Source organism: Carnimonas bestiolae (assembly GCF_051251145.1).
Lineage (GTDB): Bacteria > Pseudomonadota > Gammaproteobacteria > Pseudomonadales > Halomonadaceae > Carnimonas > Carnimonas bestiolae.
The window spans coordinates 156740-176893 of the sequence record NZ_JBPCZK010000007.1; the positions used below are offsets into that span (position 1 = coordinate 156740).

The 20154-nt window shown below is 57.8% G+C and carries 13 protein-coding genes; 7 read left to right on the forward strand and 6 right to left on the reverse strand.

The window, feature by feature from the left end; genetic code table 11:
* Window positions 1-55 precede the first annotated feature (55 nt).
* The gene (locus R84865_RS10010; protein ID WP_435639560.1) at window positions 56-1519 is read right to left on the reverse strand and encodes a mannitol dehydrogenase family protein; all 1464 of its coding nucleotides are present in this window, start codon (window positions 1517-1519) and stop codon (window positions 56-58) included.
* 328 nt (window positions 1520-1847) lie between these two features.
* On the opposite strand from R84865_RS10010, the gene R84865_RS10015 reads away from it, so the two are divergent.
* From R84865_RS10015 to R84865_RS10025, 3 genes are all read left to right on the forward strand, one after another.
* Window positions 1848-2537: a histidine phosphatase family protein gene (locus tag R84865_RS10015; RefSeq protein ID WP_435639561.1), complete on the forward strand. Its 690-nt coding sequence runs from the start codon at window positions 1848-1850 to the stop codon at window positions 2535-2537.
* A gap of 262 nt (window positions 2538-2799) precedes the next feature.
* Window positions 2800-3474 carry a response regulator transcription factor gene (locus R84865_RS10020; protein WP_435639562.1) on the forward strand — a complete coding sequence of 225 codons (675 nt, stop codon included), beginning with the start codon at window positions 2800-2802 and terminating at the stop codon, window positions 3472-3474.
* A 6-nt stretch (window positions 3475-3480) separates the two neighbouring features.
* A complete protein-coding gene (locus R84865_RS10025) occupies window positions 3481-4770 on the forward strand; it encodes a sensor histidine kinase (RefSeq protein WP_435639563.1) in 1290 nt (429 codons plus the stop codon).
* Window positions 4771-4962: 192 nt separating this feature from the next.
* Here the strand turns inward: R84865_RS10025 and R84865_RS10030 are convergent, their stop codons facing one another.
* From R84865_RS10030 to R84865_RS10050, 5 genes are all read right to left on the reverse strand, one after another.
* Window positions 4963-7713, reverse strand: a complete 2751-nt coding sequence (locus tag R84865_RS10030) for a TonB-dependent siderophore receptor (protein WP_435639564.1) — start codon at window positions 7711-7713, stop codon at window positions 4963-4965.
* Between the two features lie 51 nt (window positions 7714-7764).
* Complete coding sequence (locus R84865_RS10035) at window positions 7765-9516, reverse strand: ABC transporter ATP-binding protein/permease (RefSeq protein WP_435639565.1); 1752 nt, start codon at window positions 9514-9516, stop codon at window positions 7765-7767.
* Window positions 9513-12332 (reverse strand): S9 family peptidase, encoded by a 2820-nt coding sequence (locus tag R84865_RS10040; protein ID WP_435639566.1) that lies wholly within the window; start codon window positions 12330-12332, stop codon window positions 9513-9515. The genes R84865_RS10035 and R84865_RS10040 overlap by 4 nt, the downstream gene beginning before the upstream one ends.
* 13 nt (window positions 12333-12345) lie before the next feature.
* Complete coding sequence (locus R84865_RS10045; protein ID WP_435631878.1) at window positions 12346-12687, reverse strand: thioredoxin family protein; 342 nt, start codon at window positions 12685-12687, stop codon at window positions 12346-12348.
* A gap of 100 nt (window positions 12688-12787) precedes the next feature.
* Entirely contained in the window at window positions 12788-13693 is a 906-nt protein-coding gene (locus R84865_RS10050; protein ID WP_435639567.1) for an energy transducer TonB, read from the reverse strand.
* A gap of 378 nt (window positions 13694-14071) precedes the next feature.
* Between R84865_RS10050 and R84865_RS10055 the strand changes: the two genes are divergently transcribed.
* The 4 genes from R84865_RS10055 to purU all read left to right on the forward strand — a co-directional run bounded on the left by R84865_RS10055 (window position 14072) and on the right by purU (window position 20087).
* Entirely contained in the window at window positions 14072-14536 is a 465-nt protein-coding gene (locus R84865_RS10055) for an Lrp/AsnC family transcriptional regulator (protein ID WP_435639568.1), read from the forward strand.
* Window positions 14537-14945: 409 nt separating this feature from the next.
* Entirely contained in the window at window positions 14946-16472 is a 1527-nt protein-coding gene (gene proP / locus R84865_RS10060; protein WP_435639569.1) for a glycine betaine/L-proline transporter ProP, read from the forward strand.
* 361 nt (window positions 16473-16833) lie between these two features.
* Window positions 16834-19101 carry an FdhF/YdeP family oxidoreductase gene (locus tag R84865_RS10065; RefSeq protein WP_435631882.1) on the forward strand — a complete coding sequence of 756 codons (2268 nt, stop codon included), beginning with the start codon at window positions 16834-16836 and terminating at the stop codon, window positions 19099-19101.
* A 137-nt stretch (window positions 19102-19238) separates the two neighbouring features.
* Entirely contained in the window at window positions 19239-20087 is an 849-nt protein-coding gene (purU, locus tag R84865_RS10070) for a formyltetrahydrofolate deformylase (protein ID WP_435631883.1), read from the forward strand.
* The last annotated feature ends 67 nt before the right edge of the window (window positions 20088-20154 follow it).

Below are 20154 nucleotides of genomic sequence, written 5' to 3' on the forward strand. Positions count from 1 at the left end.
GTGAGGATTGGTGACTTTTTCAGACAAGGGCGGTGGTGCTGTTACCTCATCACCCTCACCGATACCCGCTCACCCATTCGCCCAACGCTGCTTTAACCCCCTGCTCCGCTATCGCGATATAGGCGTCGGTGAGCGTGGCAACGAAGGTAGCGTTGGCCGGTAGGTCGCGGCCGAAAATGCTTTCCAGCGCTACGAACCCTTTCACCGTAGCGGCGGCATCCGCTGATTCGCTGGCGATGCGGGCGAGGGTGTCGGCAAGCGGGTCGCGCACGTCGATGGCGTTGCCTTGCGGGTCCTTGCCGCTGACGTAGTGCATCCAGGCAGCGATACCGAAGGCGAGCATATCGAAGCGACGGCCCTGCTCCAGATGCCAGCGGACGCTGTTGAGCATGCGTTGGGGGAGCTTTAGCGAGCCGTCGGTGGCGATCTGGGCGGTGCGGTGCTTGAGCGCTTTATTTTCAAAACGATGCTTAAGCGCTTCGGCGTAATCCTCGAGGTTAATATCCTCAACGCTGAGCGTGGGGGCTTGCTCCTTCAGCATCAGCAGGCTAATGGCATCCACCAGCCGCAGGTCTTTCATGCATTCACTGATAACGGCGTAGCCGCTCAGATAGCCGACGTACGCCAAAAACGAATGGCTGCCGTTGAGCATGCGCAGCTTCATTTCTTCATAGGGCCGCACGTCATTGACCAGCGTCGCGCCGGCCTGCTCCCACTTGGGGCGACCGCTAACGAAACTGTCTTCGATGACCCACTGAAAGAACGGCTCGCACTGCACCCCTGCCGGATCTTCGACGCCTAACTGGGCCGCGATGGCGGCTAATGCCTCGTCGGTCACGGCAGGCACAATGCGATCTACCATGGTGGAAGGAAAGCTGATCGTGCGCTCGATCCACTCGGCTAACGACGGCTCCTGCGCTGCGGCCAATTGCACCACCACACCGCGCGTGGTCTCGCCGTTGTTGGGCATGTTATCGCACGACATGACGCTGAACGGCGCGAGCCCTGCGTCACGCCGGCGCCGGATGGCTTCGAGAATAATACCGGGCGTCGAACGTGGCGCGTGAGGATAAGCAAGATCATGACGAATCAGCTCGTTGTCGGTATCCAGCTCGCCCATAGAGGAACAGCAGTAGCCCTTCTCGGTGACGGTCAGCGACACAATGGCGATATCGGGTTCGCACAGTGCATCCAGCACCGCTTCCAGCCCGTCATCCGGCACGCTCAGCGCGGCCGTTGCTACGCCAATCACCGTCGATTGACAGCGGTTGCCTTCCAACTCAGAGACCGACCACAGGCACTGCTGCTGCTTGATATTGGCAATCTGCTGGCCGCTGAACAGACTTAGCTCACAGTAGCCCCAATCGCTGTCATGCTCCTGTGCCAAGTGATGGGCGCACACCGCTTGGTGGGCACGATGAAAGGCCCCAAAGCCGATGTGCGCAATGCGCGTGCGCAGCCGCGAACGGTCATATTGAGGGCAACTTACGCTTGGGTGAAGTTTATCCAACGCTAGCACTTGAGCTCTCCTCGAACGGCAGTCACTCCACCTTCCGACGGTTCGAATACCTACGCAAGCTGCATTCGACCAATTCACAATCGCTGGATAGTTGGCACATAACCGCGGCCGCTGCTCAAGCAACTGCTCGGCATTGCCATCGTATTAGCTTCGTTACCGCTGATGGGCTATTTCATCAGGAGATAATCCGGCGCGCTTTCCTCCAACGACAGCGCCCTCCCATACCGCACAGAAACATCCGATGCTCTTCACCTGAATTTAACAATCACCGCCACATAATGCCGACGCTTACTTTTGACGTTTTTTTCAGCCATCGAGAAGCCTCGCCATGTCGCCTGCTGCACATCCTGGGACCTTCCGTATAACCAAGCGTCGGGCGCTACTGCTCGCCCTGCCGCTACTGATATTAATTACTGCGGGAAGCGTTATTGCCGGAGTCACATCGACACACCGACTGCCGCATCTGCCACCGCAACACCTCGCTCAATTACTCAGTGACGACAACGGCGCGGCGGTCATCGTGCTGCTGCGGCACGCTGAACGCTGCGATCGCTCCGATCATCAGTGCCTGAATGATCAGCACGGTATCACCGTACGTGGTCAACAGCAGGCCGTTGCTTTGGGAAGAGCATGGCGGATGGCGATGCCTCATGCGTATCAGACGTTTTCGAGCGATACACTAAGAACCCGACAAAGTGCCCAAGGATTTACCGGCACAGCGTCGGTTAACGTGCTGCCACAGCTTGGCTCTCACGCATGCAAACAGGCATCGCCCGAGCAACTATTGAAGGAAGTTGCTGAACGCGGAGCGTCCGCCAAAGTGCTGTTCACTCACAGCGAATGTCTTTCCCATATCGCACAGCAACTGGCCGATGCACGTTTTTCTCCCGATTACCTAACCGGCATTGTGCTCAGCGTTCATTCGTCCGGCGTCAGAGTAGAAGGCACTATCACGGCTCAGGAGATGGTGATCGCCGCGCGCGGCCAATATGCCGCCAATCAAAAAAATCGCAATTAACGAAAAATTGACGGTCGCTTTGCATTAATAGGGGCATGCTTATTGATTACTACGACTTTTGCGCTGGGGTTAACGCCATGCAGCTACCGACCGACGCTCGCCACGACGAGGATAGTCGCCCCGTCCTGCCGTCTTCAGAAAACGACCAGTTATGGGAGAACATCAGTATCGCCTTGGTCTTTGCTATACCGATTGTGCTGGCTCTGACATTATGGACCTGAGTTCCCTCTTACCAGTACGTTAACCGGCACGGCGGCGCGCCATGAAACTCTTGGTCATTGAAGACAATCCGGATATTCGGGCGAATCTTATCGATTATCTGGAGCTTCGAGGGTACAGGGTGGATGCCGCTCACAGCGGTACGCTGGGCCTTGAGCTGGCGACCAGCCAATCCTTCGATTTGATCGTGCTCGACCTGATGTTACCGGGGCTTTCCGGCTATCAGGTGGCCAGCAAACTGCGCGATGAATGGCAGAGCACCACCCCGATCATCATGCTGACAGCGCGAGATGCGCTGGAAGATCGCCTGCACGGCTTTGACAGCGGTGCCGACGATTACCTGATCAAGCCATTTGCGCTGGAAGAACTGGCCGCCCGTATCGAGGTAGTGCTAAAACGCGCCAGCGGAAGCATTGCCCGCCAGCTACAGGTAGCGGACCTTACCCTCGATCTTGATACGCTGATCGTTACTCGCGCGGGCCAGCCGATTCATATCAAGAATGCAGAGCTAACGATACTGACGCTATTAATGCGCAAAAGCCCCCACATGGTCAGCCGCCAAACCATCGAAGAGCATTTGTGGGGCGACGACCCTCCCGATAGCGATAGTCTGCGCACCCATATTCATAACTTGCGCAACGCCATCGATAAGCCCTTCCGTCGCCCCCTTCTGCATACCTTGAGAGGGCAAGGGTATCGATTGACGGAAGAGATATAGGACAACATGAGCACGCCCCGATACAAAAAACGCCTGACCCGACGCATTGAGTGGGCGGTGTTCGCCATGTGCCTGATGGTCGCCACCATTTTCTCCTGCGGCACTGTTTACAGCATTCTGTATATTGAGTCGGAAACCGCGCAGCTTAATCTGGGCGATACCCTCGATGTATTGATCAAGCAGCAGCGTCGCCAGATCCCCATCGATGCCGACTACGCCTCCAACTTCTATACCGAAGCCGCTGACGGCACGGGAATTCCCTCATGGCTGCGTGATACCGAGGATGGCTTTAATCGCGTGAGCCACGCCGGCAGTGATTGGTACGCGCTGGTCCGACAACAGGACGATCAGCGCTACATCCTGGTACAACGCAGCGATGCCTTAGGCTGGCGTCAGCAGCATATCTACTGGGCACTGTTTATCTGCTGGGCGGTCTGCGCAGGTGCCGGGCTGCTGATCGGCCGTTGGCTGGTGCGTATCGCCATTCACCCGCTGATTCGACTGAGCAATGATGTCGAAAGCCTTCACTCCTCTACCGAACATGCGCCGCTGGCAACGAAATACTCCAACGATGAAGTAGGCCAATTGGCTGCCTCCTTCGACCGCGCCACGCACGAAATCCTGACCTTGCTAGCGCGCGAGCGAGCATTTACCGGCGGCGTTAGCCATGAGCTCAGAAGTCCGCTGATGGTGATACAGGGGGCTTCTGAATTGCTGTTATCAGCAGCGCTGCCCGCCGAACAGCGCCGCGTAGTGAAGCGCATCGCCAACGCCAGTGCGCAGATGGAAGCACTGGTCGAGGCGTTTCTCGAGATGGCACGTGGGCAACAGCAGCCCCAACGCCGGTTGCCGCAGCAACCGTTAGAGACCATCGTCCGCGACGTTATCGCGCAGCTCGAACGCCACTCGGCACTGCCGCCAGGCACGCTCTCGTTAACAACAACAGCGCAGACAGAGAAGTGCTACCCCCCAACCTTTATCACCATTGTATTAAGCAATCTGCTGCGTAACGCGATCGCTTATAGCAACCGCGCCACTGTTGAGGTAAGCCTTGATGATGAAGGTATCGAAGTACGAGATAACGCGCCGCTGATGGGCGCAGAGATATTCGCGCACATGCTGGCGCCGTTAACGCGTGGTCAGACCGAGCAGCACCGCGACGGCGTGGGTCTTGGGCTGGCCATTGTCACGCGCATCTGCGACTTCATGGGCTGGCAACTCGACTATCGCGTGGTGGATGATCACAACTGCATTCGCGTACAGCTTGAGCACCACACAGCCAGCCAGCGTGAGTAGCGTCCCACGTTACGCTCTAGACTGCCGTAGCCCGATGCTATGGATCACGCCTGCTCCGTTGAGCGCGCCCGCCGCAATGCCTTGGCAGCTGTGCAACACCAGCAGCCAAGGTGTTTTCCGCTACTCGTGTGCGCAGGGCGTCGTGCCCTGCGCTGCCCATTTCCGCTAACAGCAGCGGCCTAAGCGCGGCTATTAGAAGCTCGAGTGCATTGACAGAGTAACGGCACGCGGTTCGCCATAGAAGTTACGCGAGGTGGTGTCGTACATGGTTTCGTAGTAGTGGCGGTCGAACAGGTTGGTAATATTCAGAGCGAACGACAGATTCTTGTTCACCTGATAACTACCGCCGATATCGGCCACGGCATAAAACGGCTGCGAGAAGTCGTATGGCTTCATGTTGCCGTTACACGAGGTCTGGTCACCAAACAAGCCACTGGAGGTGGTGCTACCGGCACATACCATGCCTGCGTTGGTACGTTTGGATTCCATTCTTACGCCGCCAAACACCGTCGCACCTTCCAGCACACCAGGCAGATCATAGGACGACCACAGCTTGAACTGATGCTTGGGCGACTGACTCTGCGCATTTGACACTTCGCTGCCTGAGGCATTGTCCTTGTAGTCCTGGTTGTAGTGCGTTTCGACGAAGGTGTAGCCAGCATTCACCTGCCAGCGCGACGTCAAGGCACCAGAGAGCGTGATATCAAGCCCGTCGGACTTGACCGTGCCGCCCGGGATATAGGCGGCATCGAGGGTGTTCTCGACAAAATCGCCGGTAGAAATCGGCTGGTTCTCGTTGCGCTGCCAGAAGTACGCTATCTGCCCCGTTAGCGCACCATCGAAGAAGTTCATGTTGGTGCCGAGCTGGAAGGTCTTGCCACGCTGAAGCGGCAGCAAGGCCCCGTCTACGGTACGGTAGAAGCTCTGGGTATTAACGATATCGTCGTATGACACATACGGCGTGAAGTTATCGGTCAGGTCGTAGGCCAGCGAGTAGTGTCGAGACAGCCCCGACACGCTCTCGGAGTCACTCTGACGGCTACCTTCAACGATGGTTGGCGTGCCGTTGATGTCCTGAGTGGTGACTTTGGAATTGGAGTTGCCGTAATCCAGCCAGGTTTTGCGCAGCCCCAGTTCGAGATGCAGCTTGTCGATGGGGGTGAGATAAATACCGGCGTAGGCGCCCTTCTGGGTAGAGTGTTCCTCGGCAGGCTGATGCTCGAAGTTGGTGGTCTCCCGCAACGGCTCGCCATTGAATTCAGCACCCTCTGGGTACCTGCCGGGCGTTGGCGTGCTGTAGCCGCCAATCGACCCCGGGTTGTAATGATACGGGTCGAGATTCAGCGCGGGCGAGGTGCTGTAGTTATCGGTGAAGCCAGGCATTTTGTTGTGGCTGTAATCACCGCCCACCACAATCTTCTGCTCATGACCTAGCCACTGAAACTTGCTGGTCAGGCTGCCGTCCAGCTTGTCCTCGGTCTGGGTGGCGTGGTTAAAGTTGGTTTGGCTGAGACCAAAATAGCCATCCGACGGCACCCGCGGCCCCGGCACATAAGCGCCTTGGATTTCGGGATACTGCATATCCGAGTGGGCGCGAGAGTGGTTGTATTTGAGGTTACCGGTAACGCCGTGCCCGAAATTTTGCTCCAGCTCGGCGAAAAACTCGCGGTTGCTGCTCTTGTCGTACGCCCAAGGGGCGGTGAAGTTGGTCTTACGCGGCAGGTTGAGATCGCTGCCATCGTCGCCGCGCGGTACGCCGAAAAGATTGGGCGAGCGATCGTGCTTCTGGTTCCACTGGAAGCCGCCGCGCAGAATGGTCGAACTGGTGATATCACCTTCCAGCACCGCGTACAGGTTGGTGCTGCGGTGCTTGGCGTACCGAGAGTACTCGCCGTCGTTTTCCTGCGCTCCCACAATACGGCCGCGCAACCTGCCGTCGAAGGCCAGCGGCGAAGACGCATCGAATACCGCACGCTTCTTGTTCCAACTACCGGCTTCCAGATCCATATTGACCTGCTGATGGTCGGTAGGACGTTTGCGCTGCAGGTTGATTACCCCGCTGGGGTTGGCCGCGCCAGCGAACAGCGCATCTGCTCCCTGAATCAGCTCGGTGTGATCGTACGCGGAAAGATCAGGCAGTGAAGAAGAGCCGGTGACCGGACCGCGTGCCGGGCCTGCCCCCGGCATCTGTGAAGCTGCGCCACCATCCTGCTGATAGCTGGTAATCTGGAAGCCACGCGAGTAGTAACGCTCGCGAGCACCGCTGGCACCCTTGCGCACGGTCACGCCCGGCGTGGCGGCCAGTGCGTCAGAGGCATTGTCGAGGTTCTGCTGGCGCATTTGCGTTTGCGTCACAATCCGTACGGTCGCCGGCGTATCCTGCAGCGCGGTAGGCGATTTACCGGCCACCGAGGAATACTTCGAAGTCAGGCTATTAGTGCCTTCAGTGGCCGTCGCATCGGTGCTGCCGTTGGCCCCCGCGCCAACGCCAAAGGTATCGGCGTCACCGAAGTAGGGGCCGCCCTCATCCGCGCTGGTCTCAACATTCACGGTATCCAGCGACTGATCAGCCTGAGCGCTATCGCCCTGCCCTGAGCCCCCCGCCGATGCGGTCGCGTCGCCACCGCCCGCCGTAGCGGCATCCATGATCGCGTAAGTTCCCTCACCTGCGGCTACCCACGTCAGGCCAGTTCCCTCCAGCATAGCGTCGAGCGCCTGCTCGACCGACTGCGCATTGCTGGCCGCGTGGCTGCTGATCGCGGCATCCACCGACATATCCAGCACAATGCTGGTACCTGACTCGCTCTGCAGTTGCTCGACCGCCTGACCAATCGGCATGGCGTGCACCGAGTAGTGGCTAGCGTTTGACTGCTGAGCCAGGGCGCAGGGAGCGCTCAGCAGCAGTAGGGTTCCATAGCACAGCTGGCGTACGTTGTTGTTCATAGCGTTCTCTTGTTCGTTGTTGTTCCGGGCAGCAATCGCTGTGGTGTATGTCTATGAATGTCGTTGCGGCGCGATGTCTTCGGGGCGCTTAAGCTCCCACTCACCCTTCGCCTTCATTTCCAGCACCTGGGTGTGGAAGCCGATGATGGTGTCGCGGTGGCCCACGCTGACAAAACTGGCGCCGGTTGCCGCAAGCGCCTTGTACAGCGCAGTTTCGGTGCGGAAATCCACTGCGCTGGTGGCTTCATCGAGAAACACGAAACGCGGCTCGTTGATAATGACGCGGGCGAACGCTAGGCGCTGCTGCTCACCCAGCGACAGCACCCGCCCCCAATCGTTAACCGCGTCGAAGCCACCGTACTTTTCAGCGAGCTGCGGCAGGCAAACGTGATCCATCACCCGCTGGAGCTCTTCGTCCGTGTGATACTGCTTGCTGGGATAGATAATTTGCGTGCGCAAGTCAGACAGCGTCATGTAAGGGCGCTGTGGTAAGAATAGACACTCCTCACCATCAGGCATTTCGATGGTGCCGCTGCCACGTGTCCACAATGCCGACATAGCGCGCAGCAGCGAGCTTTTGCCAACGCCGGTCTGACCGATAATCGACAGGCTCTGGCCCGCGTCCAGTTGAAGCGATAGATGCTGCACCAACCGCTGCTCACCGCGCGGAGTTTCAAGGCATACATCGTGCAAACGCACATGGTCGGCACCGCGCGTGATCTGGATCGAATGTCCGCTGGAGTTCACCGCGTCTTCGTCCATCTCGGCGAAGCGCTCCTGAATATGCGCCAGACGCACCGCCTGGGGTGCCGCCCCACTGATGGTAGGCAGGAAGTTGGCCAGGGTACGAAACGCGCCAAGGCTCATCGTCGCCAGCATGGTTGCCTGATTCAGCGTGCCCAGGTCCATATCGCCGCTAAGCACCTTCGGTCCCAGCACCAGAAACGGCATCGCGGTCCATACCACTGCCAGAATGTTGTAGGCGCCGAAGTACACAATGGCCTGATAGTAAGCAATCTTGAGCTGCTTCTTGATGGCGACCCACAGGCGCACCGCCAGCTGTTCCTGCTCTTGTTTTTCGCCATGATAGAACGCGATGGCCTCGGCGTTTTCACGCACGTGCAGCAGCCCGTGACGCAAATCTGCCTCGGCAATTTGCGACTCCATGTTCTGCTTGATAGGCGGAATATTGATCGCAAACAGCACCACGCACTGCACCACGCCATAAATGCACACCGCGATCAGCATCGAGACATCCATGGTCATCAGCGTGCCCAGACTGCTCGCCGACGCCACGAAACCGGCCACCACCTGACTAGGAAAGCTGGCCGCTGACGTTACGAACGGTTTTACGTTTTCCTGAATACGCTGATCGGGGTTATCAAGATCGCCGTACACGGCAATGTGATAGTAGGTACGCCGCGCCAGATAGTTATTGATCAAATGCGACGTTAGCCACTTTCGCCAATCCGCATCCAGCCAGGCTTCGGCAATCTGCATGATCGGCGTGGTTAGCATCGACAGCAGCGACAGCCCGATAAAAAACGCGAGCGACCAGTAGAAGGTGTGGCTTTCGTGATTGACCAAGGCGTTGGTCATGTCCTTCATTTTGTAAGAAGAGACAATGCCGGTGTAGGCGCCCCAGAAAATCGATGACAGCAAAAACAGCAGAATCAGCCACGATTTCCAGCACGCCTTGCGCGCCCAGTACGGCTTGATCAGTCGCCACAGGCGGGCAAACAGCCGCTTGCCCAACCGCACATCATCCGGCGAAAACGAGGCTTGCGAGTGAGACGTGCTCATGGCGCGCCTCCTTCGGCATCGTCGAGCGATGCAGTGCTGGCCGAGAGATCAAGTGAGGTGCCCGGATAGTCGGCGCTCGACCACGGCTCGGCACGTCCGCCCAAATGGCGCGCCAGGAAGGTTTCCACCAGCCCATTGAAGGAACCAACGTTGGCCTCGCGGCCAAAGCCGTGCCCTTCATCAGGATAGTACGCATAGATCACCGGCACTTCGTTGCGCTTGAGCGCAGCGACCATTTGTTCCGATTCGGCCTTGTTAACGCGCGGATCGTTGCCGCCCTGACCAATCAGCAGCGGCGCACGAATATTCCCAGCGCGATACACCGGTGAGCGCTCTCTAAGCAGCTTGCGACCGTGCTCGGTGGCCGGGTCACCGATCGCGCGGTACTGGGCATGCAGCGCCGCCTTCCAGTAAGAAGGAATGGTCTGTAGCAGGGTTTCAAGGTTGGCTGGCCCTACGATATCGATACCGCAGGCATAGGTGTCAGGGAAGCGCGTCAGTCCGGATAGCACCGCATAGCCGCCGTAGGAAGCGCCCATAATGGCCACCCGCTGCGGGTCGGCAATGCCTTGCTCAACGGCCCAATTAACGGCATCGATTAAGTCATCGTCCATCTTGCCGCCCCACTCTTCATCACCGGCATTGATGAACGCTTTGCCGAAGCCAATCGAGCCGCGGAAGTTAACCGCCAATACCGCATAACCACGATTCGCCAGCCACTGGTGCGTCGCGCTGTAGCCGTAGCTGTCACGGGTCCACGGGCCACCGTGCACCAACAGCACCAGCGGCAACGGCTGTTTGGTCAGCGCGGTCGCCAGGTAATCCCGCGGCGGAACGCTGAGCAGCGACACCAGCTCAAGACCATCGCGCGATGGAATAATCACCGGCGTCATCGGTGCCAGCTCTAGGTCATCGAGCTCAGGGCGGAAAGAGTGCAGCAGCGTGACGTCACGCTTGTCACGGTCGAAGATATACACTGCACCCGGCTGAATATCCGCCGCCGCCATCACCAGCCAAACGCGATCATCGTCGCTGCGATCCGCCAGATTCCACTCGCCAATACCGACGGTATCGAGAAACGCCACGTCGTCACGCAGTGCGTCGTCCAGCACCACGCGCTCGAACTGGGTGTAGTTCACGCCGTACGCCAGTGGGTGGCGATCGACCAAATCGTTGATGGTGCCCGCGATATCCGCTTTCGGATGCTCGGCAACAACGCGCGATTCACCGGATTCGACATCAATGGCGACCAGTGCGGCGGTATCTCGTTCGCGGCTATCGAACGCATACAGCACTCGGCCATCGGCACTCAGGTGGGAAGGCCCTGACATGCGCGCGTCCTCGAAGTCCCATTTCAGCCACGCATGCCACTCACCTTCGGGCGACCGTTTAAGCATCTGGGTGCCACCATCGGTGGTGCGCTCCAACGCAAACAAGGCGTTGTATTCATCGTCGTACAGATAGCCAGAAAGCCCGGGGTTCTCCATGATTAGCGTGCGTTCACCGGTCGTCAGGCTAACGCGATAGATATCGCCCAGGTTGGGATCACGATCATTGATCGAGACGACAATCTCGCCGGGAAACTTGCGGCTGGTGCCCATCAGACCGATACGTGCCTCGCCGAAGCCAGGCAGCAGTTCCCGAGGCTCAAGGCTTTCCAGATCAACGATGTAGTGCTTCCACGCCCCATCGCCGTCCTTGTCTTGCATGAACACCAGCGTGCCGGGCAGCGGCGCCCACGAATACCCTGAAATGCCGCGCGGATTGAACGTTACCTGACGGGCAGCGGAAAGATCATCACGCGGCGCCACCCAAACATTCATGGCGCCCTCATGATTGACCGTCCAGGCGAGCCACTGGCCGTCACCGCTTAAGGTAAACGAGCCACGCTGGGGATGCGCGAAGAAGTCGGATCGCGGCCGCAGCGGCACTGGCGTTTGATGATCAACCCTGAAGGCCTGGAACAAAATCTCGGTGAGTTCGCGCCAAATACGCTCCGCCAATGCGGTACGGTGACGCTGGAAGGCGTAGTAACGATCCACCAGTACAGGATCATGGCGATGCACCACGTCCATGTAATACGGCGAGTCGGCGTTGGAGAAAGCCCCTTCGGGCGCTTCTTCGATCACCTGACGGCTTAATGCCTGAAGGCGCTGATAATCGTCGCTCGACCAAGGGTAGTAGCCAAATTCGTGCTCATTGCGCAGCGTAAACAGCGACTTGAAGCTATCTGCCACTACCGTAAATGACGTAGTGGGGTTCCACGCGGCCGCCTCAATGCAGCGCCCCGCGTACTCTGCCATCGAGCCTTCTTCAAGATCATCGACGCAGAAAATGACCCGGCGTCGAATCGCTCGCCATTCGCGATCGGAAATGGTGTCACCGCACACAAAGCGACGATAGGTAGCGACAATCTCGTCGAACACCTGCTGCAGAGGCTCAGGAAACTCAATGCCTTGCCCAAGCAGGCCAATGCGGGGGTGAGTAAGCAAATTGAGCACGCACACGCCAGCCGTGCGTTCGAGCGGCTGCCCTCCTTCAATGGTGCCCAGTAGATCAACGGCGACGCGCAATGCTTCGCGATCATCCGGCCCCATGAACACCAGCATATCCGCCAGCATGCCCACCCACGCAGGCAGTCCGGTTTGTGCTTCCCAGTCGCTAACGTTATCGCCTTGAATCAGCTGCCCCACAATGCTGCCTTTGGTGCCATCCCAATACAGCGGGCGGTGGTCCCAGCGATCAGACGCGATGAAATCCGCTAGCTTTTGAAGAACCTCTGAGCGCAGCGAGGCATCGTTTCTGTAGGCGGTCATTTGCATTCTTCCGCTACTCCTCAATGAACTCATCGACCAGCGCGAAGATGCGCGACTTCGAGACCACACCCGAAAGGCGCTGCTGCTGTTCACCGTTAACGAACACAATCAGCGTCGGCAGACTGCGTACGTTGTATTCTCGGGTCAGCGCTACCGCAGCATCGGCGTCGATGGTGCACAGCGCTACTTCGTCACCAAAACTGGCAACGAAGTCGTACAACACTGGCTTGAATTCCTTGCAAGGCCCGCACCAATCTGCCCACCAATACGTTAACACCACGCCACGGGCGGCCAGCACGTGGTCGTGAAAATCCTGCTCGTTGGTACTAATTGCATATTGTTGTTGGTTGTTCATTGATACGGCTCACAGTGGTTGAAATCGGGCACTTCTTCGCCAAAACGATGGCGACTTATGGGTGAGATACGACAGCGATCTCGGCACTACGCAAGGTTCCTCAGCTACCGGTAACGCGAAAATTGATGGGCACCATGACCGTGATTGTCTCGCCGGGAATCGAATCCGGCAGCGGCGGCAACTTAACGCTCGACATCATGCGGTCTACTTCGCGATCAAGCAGCATCACGTGATGGCTCATCACAATGCGGTGCTGCACGATGCGCCCCTGGCGGTTAACGGTCATCATGACGCGGATCACGTCCTGCTGGCGTCGTTGCCGCGCCGCCGGTGGATAACGCTTGGCGGCTTCCAGCTTGGCGACGGCCTGACTATTCCAATTCTGACGGTCGCTAGCGACTCCGCGCGACTGCGCATTGCGTACCTTGGCCGCGCTGGCGGACTGTTGCGATGCCGACTGGCTACGGCTCTCGGGTGCCGGTTTCTTGCTTGCCGCTGCGGACTGGCTTGGTGCTGCCTGAGCGGGCTTTTCAGCCGGCTTGGGCGTAGGCCGTGGAGGCTTTTCAGCGGGCTTAGGCGTTGGCCGAGGCGGCTTCGGTGCAGGTTTCGGTGTTGGTTTGGGATCAGGGCGCTGCTTGCGCTGATCATCCCGCTGGGCGTTCTTTTCACCGTGCTTGTGCGGCGGACGCTTGCGGGTAGCCAGGGGGTCTTCTACCGCGCGCTGCTGAGCGTGGCTAGGTTCGGGTGGCTGAGCGGGCGGCGGTGGCGACTGCGGCTGGGGTGCAGCCTGCTGTTGGGTCAGATTGACCGTCACGGTTTGCGCACTGGCAACTCGCGTTGGTTTGGGCGGCGTGCGGTGCTCGGTCAGTTTTAGATACACGGCGATATGCGCCGCAAATGAAACAAGCAGTGCGATAGCAATCAGTATTTTCCAACGCCATTTTCCACGCGTTTCCCAGAAAGGGGACGCGTCAACGTCGAGCTTGGAATCCTTCGATGCCGGCATCGCGGTGATCTCTTTTATCAGGTGCTGAAGGTCTTCGCGGAACAAGCAATAAAAACATGGAGCGGCTAATCGAATGCTCACTGACAGACTGTTAACCACTCCATGCGGTAAGGCAACGCGGGGCACAGCGACGCAGGCATACTCAATCACTACCTGCCGCGAACCGCCCCTCTTATTCTTGTTCGATCGTTACGCCGCTCTTCTATTTATAAGAATCTGGCGTTTTTTGTTTCTAACGTTATGCACAAACGTTTCATATAAGGCCGGTAAATCAATAACTTCCGACACACCCCAAGATTATCCTACTACCAATGTTGTATTCACTATCATTTTTTGTTTATTTAGCGGAACAATTAAAACATTTATAGGAAAAATGGCGTGAATCTAGATCATATTGACCGGCGCTTGCTGGCTGAGCTTCAGCGCGATAGCACGCGTTCCCAGCGTGAATTAGCCGACCTGACTGGGCTGTCGCAAAACGCTTGCTGGCGTCGACTTCAGGCGCTCAAGAAGAGCGGTATTATCGATCGCTACACTGCGGTGGTGAATCGCCATCGGCTGGGGCTTAACATGACGGTTTTCATGATGCTAAAGGCGGGGCAATACACGGCGCTATGGCACGACCATCTATGCAATATCGTGTCGCGCACGCCGGAGGTGGTCGATTTTTATCGGGTTGGTGGTAGCTACGACTACTGTTTGAAGCTGGTGACTCAGGATATGGCGTCCTTCGATGCCACCTACCGGCAGATTACGGAGCATATCGAGCTCAAGGATGTGGTCACCCACTTCGTCATGGAAACCCTCGAGGAACAGCGGCCGCTGCCGGTCAAGGGAAAATAGTGGAGCGCGCTATCCTGCTCTGGCTATCGATATAACGCAGAGCCCGCATTGCGCCACTCCATGGCTAACGAATAACCAGGTACACACTGTGCTAATCCGCCTTGCGGCAGGCCCTCTACCGTCGTATCAACGAAGGGCGTGCCGCTAAATTGTTGACAACGTTTCAGAAAAAACCGGATTCAGCGGCGAAATTTGCTCATTTCAGCTCAATAACAGAAAGACACAATATTCTGTCAACCCCCGAGCAGCCCGCTATTCATGCAGCTTGAAGCGCGATCCAACGGCGCTGTCTATAAGCCAGAGGTATAATGAGCGCTTCCCTTAGCATTAATAGTCCTTATGATATGGCGTCGAATTATCAGGCGTATCATTAAGAAAACGCTGATCGAAACTCAACCGAGGATGAATCATGGCAGTTACGACCGCCCATACCCCCGGCAGTAAAAAGAAACGCAGCAAAAGACGCGCACTTACCCTCAACGACGTAACACTGGTTGAGAAATCAACGCTGAAGCGCACAATTCTAGGCACCTCGCTGGGTAACGCGATGGAATGGTTCGACATGGGTGTTTACGCCTATCTCGCCGCCATTATCGGGGTAGTGTTCTTCCCCGGAAGCAGCCCCGGCATCCAGATGATGGCCTCGTTCGGTGCCTTCGCTGCGGCCTTCCTTGCCCGCCCCATCGGTGGTCTGGTGCTGGGTCCGCTGGGCGATAAGCTCGGACGCCAAAAGGTACTCGCCTTTACCATGGTGCTGATGTCAGTCAGTTCCTTCTGTATTGGCCTGATTCCCAGCTACGACACCATTGGTATCTGGGCACCTATTCTGCTGCTATGCCTACGTTTGCTGCAGGGCTTCTCTACTGGCGGCGAGTTCGGCGGCGCGATGACCTTCCTTGCCGAGCACGCACCTGACCGTATCCGCGGCTTCCTGACCAGCTGGCTCGAGTTCGGTACCTTCATCGGCTATATCGCCGCGGCGCTGATCGCCACGCTGGTGCAGCAGTTCCTCAGCGAAGCTGACCTGTACAGCTGGGGCTGGCGTATTCCCTTCTTCATCGCGGGTCCGCTTGGCCTGATCGGTATCTACATGCGTCTGCGTCTCGAAGAAACGCCGGCGTTCGAGCAGACCGAAGACGACGAAGAAGCACAGAAAGCACAGGAATCCGCCACTCAGGGCCTGACCACCATGGTCTCTGGCCACTGGCGTCCACTGCTGCTGTGCATGGGGCTGGTGCTGGTGTACATGGCGACCAACTACATGGTGCTGGCGTACATGCCTTCCTACCTCTCTGAGGTGGTCGGCCACTCTGCCAGCCACGGCCTGTGGCTGCTGATTGCAGTCATGGCGGTGATGATTATCATCCAGCCGTTCATGGGCCTGGCGACCGACCGCTTTGGCCGTCGTCCGGTCATCTTCTCCGGCTGTCTGGGCTTCCTGATCTTCTCCATCCCGTGCTTCATGATGCTGCACTCCGATAGCATTGCGGTCATCTTCGCGGGCCTGATGATCATGGGCGCGTTCCAGACCTGCTTCACCGCTTCAATGGCCTCCACGCTGCCGGCACTGTTCCCGACCGCTATCCGCTATGGTGCCATTGCAGTAGCGCTGAATATCTCTACCTCGCTGTTCGGTGGTACTACGCCGCTGTTCTCTACCTGGCTGGTCGATACCTTCGGCAACGACATGCTGCCCGCCTACTACATGATGATCACTGCGGTGATCGGCATGGTGATGATTCTTATCACTGCGGAAAGCGCGCGTAAGCCGCTAATGGGCTCTACCCCTGCCGCGCTTGATAAGCAGGAAGCGAAAGAAGTACTCGCCGAGCATCACGATGATATCGAAAGCCAGATCGAAGACATCGACGAACAGATGGAAGCACTGGCAAAACAGCGTAAGGATCTGGTCGAGCAGCACCCACGCATCGACTAATCCACACCAGGCGTTACTCCAGGTCGGCATTTTTATGCCGGCCTTTTTTTGCGCTATAAAAAGCGGCACCACTACCCCACCCACCTTTCTCAGCCCCTGCTCACAGCCCCCTGAGATATCCCCTTTTGTTAGGCAGGAAGGCAGTTTGTGATCGCTGCTCATCGCGCAATATCGCCAGATGTTTTACAGTAGAAACCATTCGGAGAAGCGCCACCTACCCAGTTGTACCCGTTCACTTGGCAGCGAGTTGCGCTTCCCACCCTCACCGCGTATCGGGCATCGCCCCTTGGCAAACAGACGCAGCAGCATAGCCGCGCAGCACACGACCGTGACATTACTGGCACAGGTAAGGAGACTCAGCATGGCGCAGAACCCCAGCTACAAACCCTATAAGCACGCCGCCGGAGGCTGGGGAGCCGCCGCCGCGACCGCCAAGGTGCTGATGCAGGAAAGCGTTATTACCAAGGGCTCGAAAGCACTGCTGTCGATGAACCAGCCGGGCGGCTTCAAGTGCCCCAGCTGCGCCTTCCCCGATCCTGACTGCAAGAAGACGCTGGAGTTTTGCGAGAACGGTGCCAAAGCCCTTGCCCACGAAGCCACCAAATTCCGCGTCACCCGCGAATTTTTCGAGCAGCACAGCGTTACCGAGCTGATGGAGCAGTCGGACTTCTGGCTTGAGAAGCAAGGCCGCCTCACCGAGCCCATGCGCTACGACGCAGCCACTGACCGCTACGTGCCGGTAAGCTGGGACGAGGCCTTCGCGCTGATTGGCAAGCATCTGCGCGAGCTTGATTCACCGCATCAGGCCGAGTTTTACACCTCTGGCCGCACCCCTAACGAAGCCGCCTTCCTTTACGCGGTGATGATTCGTCAGTTCGGCACCAACAACTTTCCCGACTGCTCGAACATGTGCCACGAGCCGACCAGCCGCGGCCTGCCCGCGTCGATCGGCATCGGTAAAGGCACCGTGGTGCTCGAGGACTTTGAGCACACCGAGGCGCTGTTCGTGATCGGCCAAAATACCGGCACCAACTCACCGCGCATGATGACCAATCTGGTGGAAGCCAGTAAGCGCGGCGTGCCGATCATTACCATCAATCCGATGCCTGAGCGTGCGCTGATAAAGTTTGCCGAGCCGCAGGACATCATTCAGATGGCGACCTTTGGCTCAACGAAAATCTCCAGCGAATTCGTACACGTCAAGATTGGCGGCGATCTTGCCATCCTAAAAGGCATGATGAAGATCGTATTCGAGCGCGATGACGCGGAAGGCGGGATTATCGATTGGGACTTCGTTAACACGCACACCGACGGCATTGATGCGCTGCGCGCCGATGTAGAGCCGCTCGAATGGGAGGCGATTGAGCATCACTCTGGCATCAGCCGCGAGCAGATCGAGCGCCTTGCCAACGTGTACATCAGCTCGAATGCCACCATGATCTGTTACGGCATGGGGCTTACCCAGCACCAGCAAGGATCGAAGCTGTTGCAGCAGGTCAGCAATCTGCTGCTGCTCAAAGGCAACTACGGCAAGCCGGGCGCCGGTATCTCCCCGATTCGCGGCCACTCCAACGTCCAAGGCGACCGCACCGTCGGCATCGATGAGAAGCCCACCGAGGAATATCTCGACAGCCTTGCCAAAGCGTTCGACTTCGAGCCGCCGCGCGAGCATGGCCACCATACCGTTGAGTCGGTGGCCGCAATGATGAAAGGCGAGGCGCGGGTATTTATTGGCATGGGCGGCAACTTCGTGCGCGCCATTCCTGATACCGAAGCCTCATACAAAGCCATGGCGTCGCTCGATTTGACCGTCAATATCTCAACCAAGCTCAACCGCGGCCATCTGGTGCATGGCAAGGACTCGCTGATTCTTCCAGTCGTGTCGCGCTCCGAGCAGATTTTTACCGCCAAGGGCGAGCAGTTCGTCACCATCGAAGACTCGATGTCCAACGTGACCGCCTCTAAGGGAGTACTTGCACCGGCCAGCGATACGCTGATGCCCGAAACGGAAATCGTCTGCCGGATGGCCATGGCAGCACTTCCCGACAGCACTACTCCGTGGGCAGACTACATCGACGACTATGGCTTGATTCGCGACAAGATCGCCGAGGTGTATCCCGCGCTTTACCGCGACTTCAACGAGAAGATCAAGGATCCGCACGGTTTCCATCTCTACAATGGCCCGCGCGAGCGAGTATGGAAAACCCCAAATGGCAAGGCCAACTTCCTGGTATTGCCGGGGCTTGAGGTGAACGATCCGGTGGATGATGCCGAGATGCTGCGACTCTCGACCATTCGCTCGCACGACCAGTTCAATACCACCATCTACAGCAACAACGACCGCTATCGCGGGGTGTACAACGACCGCATGGTGGTGTTCATGAACATCGACGATATCAAGGAACGAGGGCTCACGCCGGGCGAAAAGATCAGCTTGAAAACGATCAGCAGCGATGCAGTGGATCGCGAAGTCACTGAGCTGACGGTGCTCGAATACGCCATGCCGCGCGGTTCTATCGCCGGCTATTACCCTGAGCTGAATCCGCTGCTGCCGCTCGACTACTACGACCGAACCAGCGGCACACCGGCAGCGAAATCGATTCCGGTCAAGATAACGCGTGCCGCCTGATTGAGCTGGTTCGCCACAGTTAGCGCTTGTTTCCTGGCTGAAGCCGAGACGCCCGCGTTTACCGCAACAATGAAATTGCCCATAAAGGGGGTATACTGCGCGCCATTGAATAGTTGGTTAACGGAGAATGGCACGCCATGACCACCCTGATTCTGACGCTTTCCTGCCACGATCGTATTGGGATCGTGGCCGCAGTAGGGAATGCAATCGCCGCGCAGGGCGGCAATATCGTTGAAAGTGGGCAATACACTGATCGCGAAAGCGGCCGCTTCTTCATGCGCATCTGCTGTGAAGTCGCCGACGAGGTAGGCTACGCGAGCTTCCGCGAGGGCTTTGCTGGCGTTGCTAGAGAGTACGAGATGGCGTGGGCACTTCACGACACTGCCGTTAAACCGCGCGTACTTATTATGGTCTCGAAGCAAGGCCACTGCCTAAATGACCTGCTGTATCGGCATAGCACTGGGCTGCTGCCGATGGAGCTTACCTCGATCGTTTCGAACCACGAGACGTTTCGGGTACGCGCCGAGCAAGAAGGCGTTCCGTTCCACCATCTGTCGGTAACCCCCGACAACAAGGCGGCGCAGGAGCAGAAGCTGCTCGAGCTGATCGATGAGCAACGCGTCGATTTGGTGATTCTCGCACGCTACATGCAGATTCTATCTGACGATCTGTCCGCCAGGCTGTCGGGCAAGGTGATTAATATTCACCACTCCTTCCTGCCTAGCTTCAAGGGCGCACGCCCTTATCATCAGGCCTATCAGCGCGGCGTTAAACTGATTGGTGCGACGGCCCACTACGTTACCGCCGATCTCGACGAAGGCCCGATTATCGAACAGGACGTGCAGCGTGTGGATCACGCCATGACGGCTGACACCATGGCGTCGATTGGCCGCGACACTGAGTGCCGCGTGCTGGCGCGCGCCGTACGCCTGCAGCTTGAACATCGAGTGCTGCTCGATGGCAAACGCACCGTGGTATTCGAGTAGCGAAAAAATCGGGCAGCGTTCGTCACGTTAGACGGCGCTGCCCGATCCTTTGCTGGTAGTTCCATAA

What these genes read in the sequence shown, in the direction of transcription:
- R84865_RS10015 (WP_435639561.1), top strand. Translation starts at nt 1,848, where the DNA reads ATGTCGCCTGCTGCACATCCTGGGACCTTCCGTATAACCAAGCGTCGG.
- R84865_RS10020 (WP_435639562.1), top strand. Translation starts at nt 2,800, where the DNA reads ATGAAACTCTTGGTCATTGAAGACAATCCGGATATTCGGGCGAATCTT.
- R84865_RS10025 (WP_435639563.1), top strand. Translation starts at nt 3,481, where the DNA reads ATGAGCACGCCCCGATACAAAAAACGCCTGACCCGACGCATTGAGTGG.
- R84865_RS10030 (WP_435639564.1), bottom strand. Translation starts at nt 7,713, where the DNA reads ATGAACAACAACGTACGCCAGCTGTGCTATGGAACCCTACTGCTGCTG.
- R84865_RS10035 (WP_435639565.1), bottom strand. Translation starts at nt 9,516, where the DNA reads ATGAGCACGTCTCACTCGCAAGCCTCGTTTTCGCCGGATGATGTGCGG.
- R84865_RS10040 (WP_435639566.1), bottom strand. Translation starts at nt 12,332, where the DNA reads ATGACCGCCTACAGAAACGATGCCTCGCTGCGCTCAGAGGTTCTTCAA.
- R84865_RS10045 (WP_435631878.1), bottom strand. Translation starts at nt 12,687, where the DNA reads ATGAACAACCAACAACAATATGCAATTAGTACCAACGAGCAGGATTTT.
- R84865_RS10050 (WP_435639567.1), bottom strand. Translation starts at nt 13,693, where the DNA reads ATGCCGGCATCGAAGGATTCCAAGCTCGACGTTGACGCGTCCCCTTTC.
- proP (WP_435639569.1), top strand. Translation starts at nt 14,946, where the DNA reads ATGGCAGTTACGACCGCCCATACCCCCGGCAGTAAAAAGAAACGCAGC.
- R84865_RS10065 (WP_435631882.1), top strand. Translation starts at nt 16,834, where the DNA reads ATGGCGCAGAACCCCAGCTACAAACCCTATAAGCACGCCGCCGGAGGC.
- purU (WP_435631883.1), top strand. Translation starts at nt 19,239, where the DNA reads ATGACCACCCTGATTCTGACGCTTTCCTGCCACGATCGTATTGGGATC.